Raw genomic sequence first — 7,764 nt, 5'->3', positions numbered from 1 at the left:
AGGCAAAGAAGGTGGGGATCGGACAGCTGGCGCTGCGCGGCAAGGAATACCTCGTTTCGATCAAGCCCTGCGGCAAGGGCATCCTGCTCGAGACGCTGCATTACGAGGATGAGCTGAAGAAATCCGACAGCTTCTTTTCCGATATCCCCGCCAAATCCACCGACGACGACCTGCTCGACGTGGCGACGGCGCTGATCGAGAAGAAAACCGAGAAGTTCGATCCCAAAGCCTTCAAGGATCACTATCAGGCCGCCTTGCGCGAGCTGATCCAGCGCAAGCTGAAATCGAAGGGCAGGAAGATCACCACCGAGGTCGAGGAACCCTCGCGCAGCCCACGTGGCGACAACGTCGTCGACCTGATGGCGGCGCTGAAGAAGAGCCTCGAGGGCGGCAAGTCCAAGCCGGCCGCGACAGCGGCGCGCAAGGCCGCGACCAAAGCTGCGCCGCGCAAGAAGGCGAGCTGAGATGGCCGCCACGAACGAACAGCTCAAGGACTATCGGGCGAAGCGCGACTTCTCTAAGACCGCCGAACCCTCCGGAGCGAAGGCCAAGCGCGCCATCAAAGGTAAGCCGCTGCGCTTCGTGGTGCAGAAGCATGATGCGACCCGGCTGCACTACGATTTCCGGCTCGAGCTCGACGGCGTGCTGAAGAGCTGGGCCATCACCAAGGGCCCCTCCACCAACCCGGCCGACAAGCGCCTCGCAGTGCGGGTCGAGGATCACCCGCTCGACTATGGCGACTTCGAGGGCACCATCCCCGAAGGCGAGTATGGCGGCGGCACGGTGATGCTGTGGGACGAAGGCACCTGGGAACCGGTAGGCGATCCGCATGACGGGCTCGACGGCGGCGACCTGAAATTCACCCTCAAGGGCAAGCGGATGAAGGGCGAGTGGGTGCTCGTTCATATGAAGGGCCGCGACAACCAGACCAGGAACGGCACCCGCGAGAACTGGCTGCTGATCAAGCACCGCGACGATTATTCGACCGACACCGATGGCCTCACCGAGAAGTTCACCACCAGCGTCGAGACCGGCCGCGACCTTCCGGGCATCGCCAAGGGTAACAAGCCGCGCAAGAAGCCAACGAAGAAAGCCGCAAAGGCCGAGGCGGGGCCGAACGCCAAAGTGTGGACCGGCGGCAAGGCGGTGGCGCTGCCGGATTTCCGCGAGCCGCAGCTGGCGACGCTGGTCGAGGAGGTTCCCAGCGGCGACGACTGGCTGTTCGAGATGAAGTATGACGGCTACCGCTGCATCGCCGCGGTTGCCGGGCCGGAAGTGCGGCTCTTCACCCGCAACGGCAACGACTGGACCCGGCAGTTTCAGCGCCTTGTCGAACCATTGTCGAAGCTCACCAGGGGCGCGGCCCTGCTCGACGGCGAGATCTGCGCGTTCAAGGACGGCCGCTCGGATTTCTCGACGCTGAAGGACGCGCTGTCGAGCGGCGGCCCGCTGGTCTACTTCGCATTCGACCTGCTCGAGCAGGACGGCGAAAACCTCGAGAAGCTGCCGCTGCTGGAACGCAAGGAGCGGTTGCGGAAGCTGATCGGGAAAACCAGGGACAATGCCGAGGTCCAGTATTCCGAGCATGTGCGCGGCCACGGCGACAAGGTGCTGAAGGCAATGTGCGAGGCGCACCAGGAGGGGGTGATCGCCAAGCTCGCCGATGCACCCTACCGGCATGAACGGAGCCGCAGCTGGCTGAAGATCAAGTGCACCAACCGGCAGGAATTCGTCATCGGCGGCTGGCGGCCATCCGACAAGCACAAGGGCTTTGCCTCGCTGCTGCTCGGCACCTGGGAAGGCGGCAAGCTGGTCTATCGCGGCCGCGTCGGCACCGGCTTCACCCAAAAGAGTTCCGCGGAGCTGCAGGCCGAACTGGATAAGCGGGCGCGCAAAACCCCGCCCTTCGAAACCGTGCCCCGCGACATCGTGCGGCGCGCCCGTTGGGTCGAGCCCGATTTGGTCGGCGAGGTCGACTTCACCGAGTTCACCCCGGACGGCGTGCTGCGCCACCCTTCGTTCGTCGGCCTCCGGCAGGACAAGCCGGCACGCGAGGTGAAACTGGAAACCAAGCCGGCCAAGCCTGTGGCGACAAAGCGGAAATCAGCGGCTAAGCTCAAGCCCATGAAGCTCACCGACGACATGGGAATAGCCGTGGCCGAGCGGCTCGGCGTCCGGCTCACCAGCCCCGACCGCGAGGCGCTGCCCGATGGCGGCGTCACCAAGGGCCAGCTCGTCGCCTATTACGATGCTGTCGCCGAGCGCATGCTGCCCCATATCGAAAAGCGCGCCCTGAGCCTCGTGCGCGTGCCGCGCGGCAGCAAGCCGTTCTTCCAGAAGCACGATACCGGCGGCTTCCCAGATACGATGAAGCGCGTCGCCATCGAGCTCAAGGAGAGCGACAAGGAAGACCACTTCTACGTGGTCGACCTCGCCGGCATCCTGGCTGGGGTGCAGATGTCGACGCTCGAGTTCCACATCTGGGGCAGCCACATCGATACGCTGGAAAAACCCGATCGCATCATCTTCGATATCGACCCCGACGAAGGCCTCGACTTCAAAGTCACCCGCGAGGCGGCGCTGCATATTCGCGACGTGCTCGGTGAATGGGGACTCGAGAGCTTCCCGATGGTCACCGGCGGCAAGGGCATCCACGTCATCGCGCCACTCAAGCCGGTGACCGAGTGGCCGCTGGTCAAACTGTTCTGCCGCACCTTTGCGCAGAAGCTCGAGGACAACGAACCCGACAGCTTCACCGCCAATATCCGCAAGGTCGAGCGCAAGGGCCGGATGTTCGTCGACTACCTGCGCAACGAGCGCGGCGCCACGGCGATCGCCCCGTTCTCGACCCGGGCTCGCCCCGGCGCCCCCTGCGCCGTGCCGGTGGGCTGGGACGAACTCGAGACGATCAAGGCCGCCAACCTGTTCCACATCGAAGCCGCCGCGGCGAAGGCCCAGGAGGCCGACCCATGGGTCGGATATTTCGACCTGACCCAGTCGATCACCAAGGGGATGGTCGAGTCGGTGGCGGGACCGCTGAAGGATCTGAAGCTCTGAGTTCGGGGGCACTGACTGCTGCTCACCCACCGGCCGTCATCCCGACGAAAGTCGGGACCTACTGCTCGGACGGCCGATCTTTGTGGTGACCGCGCCGGTCCATCACGGCAGGGTCGGAGAGATTTGCGAGTGTGGTGCGGTCAGTGCACTGGGTCCCGACTTTCGTCGGGATGACGGCCGGTGTTGGTTGACCGACCGCAGCAAGCGCCGCCACCCCTAAACCCAGCCCGCCAATTCCTTGCGGATCACGCTCTCCAGCATACCCATCCCGAGCTCGCTGTCATTGAGGCATGGGATATAGGCATAACGCTCGCCACCGGCATGTTCGAACTGCTCGCGGCCGGTGATGGCGATCTCTTCGAGCGTCTCGATGCAATCGACCGAGAAGGCCGGCGCCACCACGGCGACGCGCTTGATCCCCTCTGCCGGCAGCGCCATCAGCGTGGCGTCGGTATAGGGCTCGAGCCACTTGGTCGGCCCGAACCGGCTCTGGAAGGTGACCTTGAGCTTGTCCTCGGACCAGCCCAGGTGCTCGCGCACCAGCCGCGTCGTCTTGAGGCACTGGCAGTGGTAAGGGTCGCCCGCCTCGAAATACTGCACCGGCATGCCGTGATACGAGGTGAGGATCACGTCGGGGGTGAAATCCAGCGCCGCGACCCCGTCGGCAATGCTCTGCGCCAGCGCCTCGATATAGGCCGGCTCATCGAAATAGGCCGGGAGCGTCCGCACCGCCGGCTGCCAGCGCAGCGTCTTCAGTGCGTCGAACGCTTTGTCGTTGGCGGTCGCCGTCGTCGTTGCCGAATATTGCGGATAGAGCGGCGCCAAGAGGATCTTCTGGCACCCTGCCGCCTGCAGCGCTTCGATCCCCGACTTGGTCGACGGGTTGCCGTAGCGCATGGCGAAATCGACGATGATGTTCTTGCCCAGTCGCTCCTGGAGCTTGGTCGCCTGCTTGCGGGTGATGACGCGCAGCGGGCTCTCGTTGGCGTCCTTGTCCCAGATGCGGGCATAGTTCGCGCCGCTCTTCTGCGGCCGGGTCGAGAGCACTACGCCCTGCAGGATCGGCTGCCACAGCCATGGCGGGGATTCGATCACCCGCGGGTCGGAGAGGAATTCGCTGAGGTAGCGGCGCACCGACCAGTAGTCGGTGCCATCGGGAGTGCCCAGGTTGAGCAGCAGCACCCCCACTTTCGGTGTCGCGATCGCGGGGTGTCCGGCAGGAAGTCCGGTTGCCATGGGCTGGCCTGTAGTTGGTAACGGTCTGTTGGCGCGCAACATAGTCAGCAAAGCCTCGAACACAAGTGCAAGGGTGTCGCGGCGGGGTCAGAAACTGGCAAGCAGCAGCACCGCGCCGAAGGCGAACACCACCAGCGCGCCGCAGAGCTCAGCCCACCAGACGAGCCGGCTGCCGAGCTTACCCTCGGCTCCCAGATAACGGGTGGCAAAGCCCTTCGCCCCGACCGCCAGCACCGCCAGCGCCGAGACGGTGATCGCCGTGCCGAGCCCCATCAGGAACACCGCGGCAATCCCGGCGAGGAGGATGCCCTGGCTCAGCGCGAACACCAGCACCACCAGCGCTCCCGAGCAGGGCCGAAGCCCGACCCCGAGCACCACGCCGAGCTGCTCGCGCCAGTCGCCGCCGGTCTGCTCGGCCGTCACCACGTGATGATGGCCATGGTCGTGATCGTGACCATGATCGTGGTCGCCGTGGTCGTGCCCGTAATGTGCGTCGCCCGGCATCCGGCCATAGGCATCAAGCGCCGGCCCACCCGCCGGCTGCAGGTTGGAGCGGAAGTTGAAGCTCTGGCCGCGCGCGTTGAGCAGCGCGTGCCGGGGAGCTTCGCCTTCATGCAGATGCTGGTGCGCCTTGGCCGTCAGGTCCGGTCCGTGATCGTGTGAATGCCCGCCCCAGCCGAACAGTTTTCGCGCGATCAACCACAGGCCGAGCAGCGCCACGAGGCCGTACGAGGCCTTCTCGATCCAGCCGACCGCCGTGCCCATGGCGACGCTCGATAGCCCGAGGATTGCCGCGGCGACGCCGACGAACACCACCGCCACCAGCGACTGCATCATCGCCGCGGCAAAGCTCAGCCCGATGCCGCGCCGCACCTCCCGCTCATTGGCCAGCATGTAGGAGCCGATCACCACCTTGCCGTGCCCCGGCCCGGCGGCGTGGAACACGCCATAGAGGAAACTCAGCCCGCCCAGCACCCAGAACGCCGTGTAGTCGGTCTTGAGCTTGCCGAGCGCTGCGGTCAGCGCCAGGTAGAAATCCGACTGTATCTGCGACACCCAGCCGAGGAAGCCGGTCTTGGGCAGCTTGAAGCCGGGCTCGGGCGGCGGACCACCGAACGGCAGCGCCGGTTTGGCCTCCGCCACCTGCGTCACCGCCTCGAGCGCCGTCGTCGCAGCGGCCGGCGCCGCGGCGTTCGAGCAGTCGACGACGATAGCGCCCTGCGAGCCGCGCACCGCGGCCTCGAGTTCGGGCGGCAGCTTCGTCACATCGGAGGGCAGGTCGAACAACCGGGCCTGCAGGTCCGGCGACAGCTCGCGCGGCGGCTCCAGGTGCACGGCGCAGCCGGCCGGAGCGTTTTCGAGCGTGATGTCGGCCGGGCTGTGGAACATGATGGCGACGTAGTACTCGGGGTCGGCGACGGCGATCTCGAGCTTGTGCTTGATCCGGTACGGCCCCTGCGGCTCGATGCCGAAACTCAGCGTCGAGCGGTTGTCGGCGAACACGAATTTGGCATCATCCATCGAGGCGAAGGGCAATGACGACGCCGTCTCCCCGGCGGAAGTGTAGAAGTTGTACTCAGCGAGGCCCTTGATGTTCTCGTCGGCGAGCTCCTGCATCTCCTCCGACGAGGTGATGCCGTCATTATTGGTATCGAGGCCCTGGATCTGCCAGACCGAGAAGGCTTCGTCGAAGGTCCAGGAATTGCGGATCTGGGTGAGCTCGCCCGCATCGTTGAAGACGATCGTCGCCTTGGCATCGATGAAGATGTGCGGGTGGGCCTGAGCAGCGCCGATGAGACCGAGTGTGGCCGCCGAAGCCAGCGCCAGCTTGCGCAACAAACCCGTCATCGACGCCCCGTGCCCTATTTGTCTACTTCACCGGATTGTCGGCGAACCAGGCGACCAGATGGTCGATCAGCGCGCGCACCTTGCCAGCGAGATGCCGCCGATGCGGATAGACGGCTTGCAGGCTCGGGCCTTCGGGCATCCTGTCCTCGAGCACGCGAACCAGCCGTCCTTCGGCGATCAGCGGGTCAGCGAGGTAGGTCGGCAATACGGCGAACCCAAGGCCGGCGAGCGCCGCCTGCATGGCGGCCACCGGAGAATTCACCCGGGCCGGGCCGGAGACATGTACTGAGACCGGTGTGCCATTCTCGATGAAGCGCCAGGAGCTGTGCGAGGGCATGTTGGTATCGAGCACGCAGGGCATATTGCGCAGCGCCTCGCCCGAGGTCGGCGTGCCGACCCGCTTGACGAGGCTCGGCGCGGCGCAGATCACGTGCCGCATGTCGGAGATCTTGCGGGCGATCAGCGAGGAATCCGCCAGCGTCGAGATGCGCAGCGCCACATCGACGCTCTCCTCGACCAGGTCGACATAGCGATCCTCGAGCCTGAGATCGACCGACATCAGCGGGTTTTTGGCGATGAAGGCGAAGATCGCCGGCGCCAGCGTGGTTTCGCCGAGGTTGCGCGGCGCCGACACCCGCACCAGCCCGCGCGGCTCGGCCGTCTGGTCCGAGATCGTCGCATCGAGATCGTCGAGCTGCTGCAGCAGCTGGCTTGCCTCGCGGTAATAGGCCTCGCCGGCTTCGGTGAGGCTGAGCTTGCGGGTGGTCCGGTTCATCAGCCGCACCCCGAGATAGTCCTCGAGGTCGGTGACATATTTCGACAGCAGCGCCTTGGAGCGCCCGTGCTGCCGCGCCGCGGAGGAAAAGCCGCCGGCATCGAACACCTGCACGAAGGCCCGGATGCGGGCGAGGTCCTGGCTCATGCGTTCCTGACCTGAACTGTGTAGATTGGCCGGGTTCTCTCCGAACACTGCCTGAGCCACGCATAAGTCATCTGCAAAGCGCGAACAATGCCGCCACTTGGTCTCTCTGAGATTAACGATAGGATGGGTCCCATGTCGCTCGAACCCACCTTCAAGTCTATCTATCCACCCATGACCAAACCCGAAGCCCGTTCAACGCTTTACCGGCTGATCGAAGCCGGCCAGCTGGCCCACAAGGCGCTGCTGGTGCCGCTGCTCGATCGCGGGCTGGAGGCCGGCGACGACGCTGTGATCTTCGTGCTGCACGCCGAGCTGGGAGCGAGCGAAGCGGCGCTGGCCGAACATCTGGGGCTGGAGCCGGAGGTGCTGCAGCCTCGGCTGCAGCGGCTGATCGAGCGGGACATCGTGGCGCGTCAGGCCATCGGCCCGGACCTCACCGAGGGACTGGCCCTCACCGAACGCGGCGCCCGCATCCGGGAAGTGCTGGCCGCCAACTGGGAGCAGCTCGAAGAAGCGCTGTTCGCCGACCTCGACACCAAGAAGCGCAAGGGCCTGACCAAGGCCCTGAAACGCTTCGTCGAGCTGCTGCGGTTGGCTTGAGCGCTGACTGGCTGACTGATAGAGACGGCCCCCTCCCATCCTCCCCCACAAGGGGGGAGGTGCCCCGCTGGTTCACCTGGCACGATCGAAGACAGCGCCTC

5 protein-coding genes and 1 pseudogene are annotated in these 7,764 nt (G+C 65.5%); 3 read left to right on the top strand and 3 right to left on the bottom strand.

The annotated features are described in order from the left end of the window. Both VW23_RS07835 and ligD read left to right on the top strand, forming a co-directional pair. Positions 1-464: pseudogene (locus VW23_RS07835) on the top strand (non-homologous end joining protein Ku); the annotation flags it as partial. Between the two features lies 1 nt (position 465). Further along, positions 466-3,057: a DNA ligase D gene (gene ligD / locus VW23_RS07830; protein ID WP_069909023.1), complete on the top strand. Its 2,592-nt coding sequence runs from the start codon at positions 466-468 to the stop codon at positions 3,055-3,057. A gap of 216 nt (positions 3,058-3,273) precedes the next feature. Here ligD and hemH read toward each other — a convergent pair whose 3' ends face one another. From hemH to VW23_RS07815, 3 genes are all read right to left on the bottom strand, one after another. Then, entirely contained in the window at positions 3,274-4,293 is a 1,020-nt protein-coding gene (gene hemH, locus VW23_RS07825) for a ferrochelatase (protein ID WP_069909022.1), read from the bottom strand. Positions 4,294-4,380: 87 nt separating this feature from the next. After that, positions 4,381-6,141 carry a HoxN/HupN/NixA family nickel/cobalt transporter gene (locus tag VW23_RS07820; protein ID WP_069909021.1) on the bottom strand — a complete coding sequence of 587 codons (1,761 nt, stop codon included), beginning with the start codon at positions 6,139-6,141 and terminating at the stop codon, positions 4,381-4,383. Positions 6,142-6,163: 22 nt separating this feature from the next. After that, positions 6,164-7,063: a LysR family transcriptional regulator gene (locus tag VW23_RS07815; RefSeq protein ID WP_069909020.1), complete on the bottom strand. Its 900-nt coding sequence runs from the start codon at positions 7,061-7,063 to the stop codon at positions 6,164-6,166. A 132-nt stretch (positions 7,064-7,195) separates the two neighbouring features. Between VW23_RS07815 and VW23_RS07810 the strand changes: the two genes are divergently transcribed. Further along, positions 7,196-7,663, top strand: a complete 468-nt coding sequence (locus VW23_RS07810) for a MarR family winged helix-turn-helix transcriptional regulator (protein WP_069909019.1) — start codon at positions 7,196-7,198, stop codon at positions 7,661-7,663. Positions 7,664-7,764: the final 101 nt, after the last annotated feature.

The organism is Devosia insulae DS-56, assembly GCF_000970465.2.
In the GTDB taxonomy this organism is placed as follows: Bacteria; Pseudomonadota; Alphaproteobacteria; order Rhizobiales; family Devosiaceae; genus Devosia_A; species Devosia_A insulae.
Note: the sequence above shows the minus strand (reverse complement) of the source record. Positions and strands in the feature narration are given on the sequence as shown.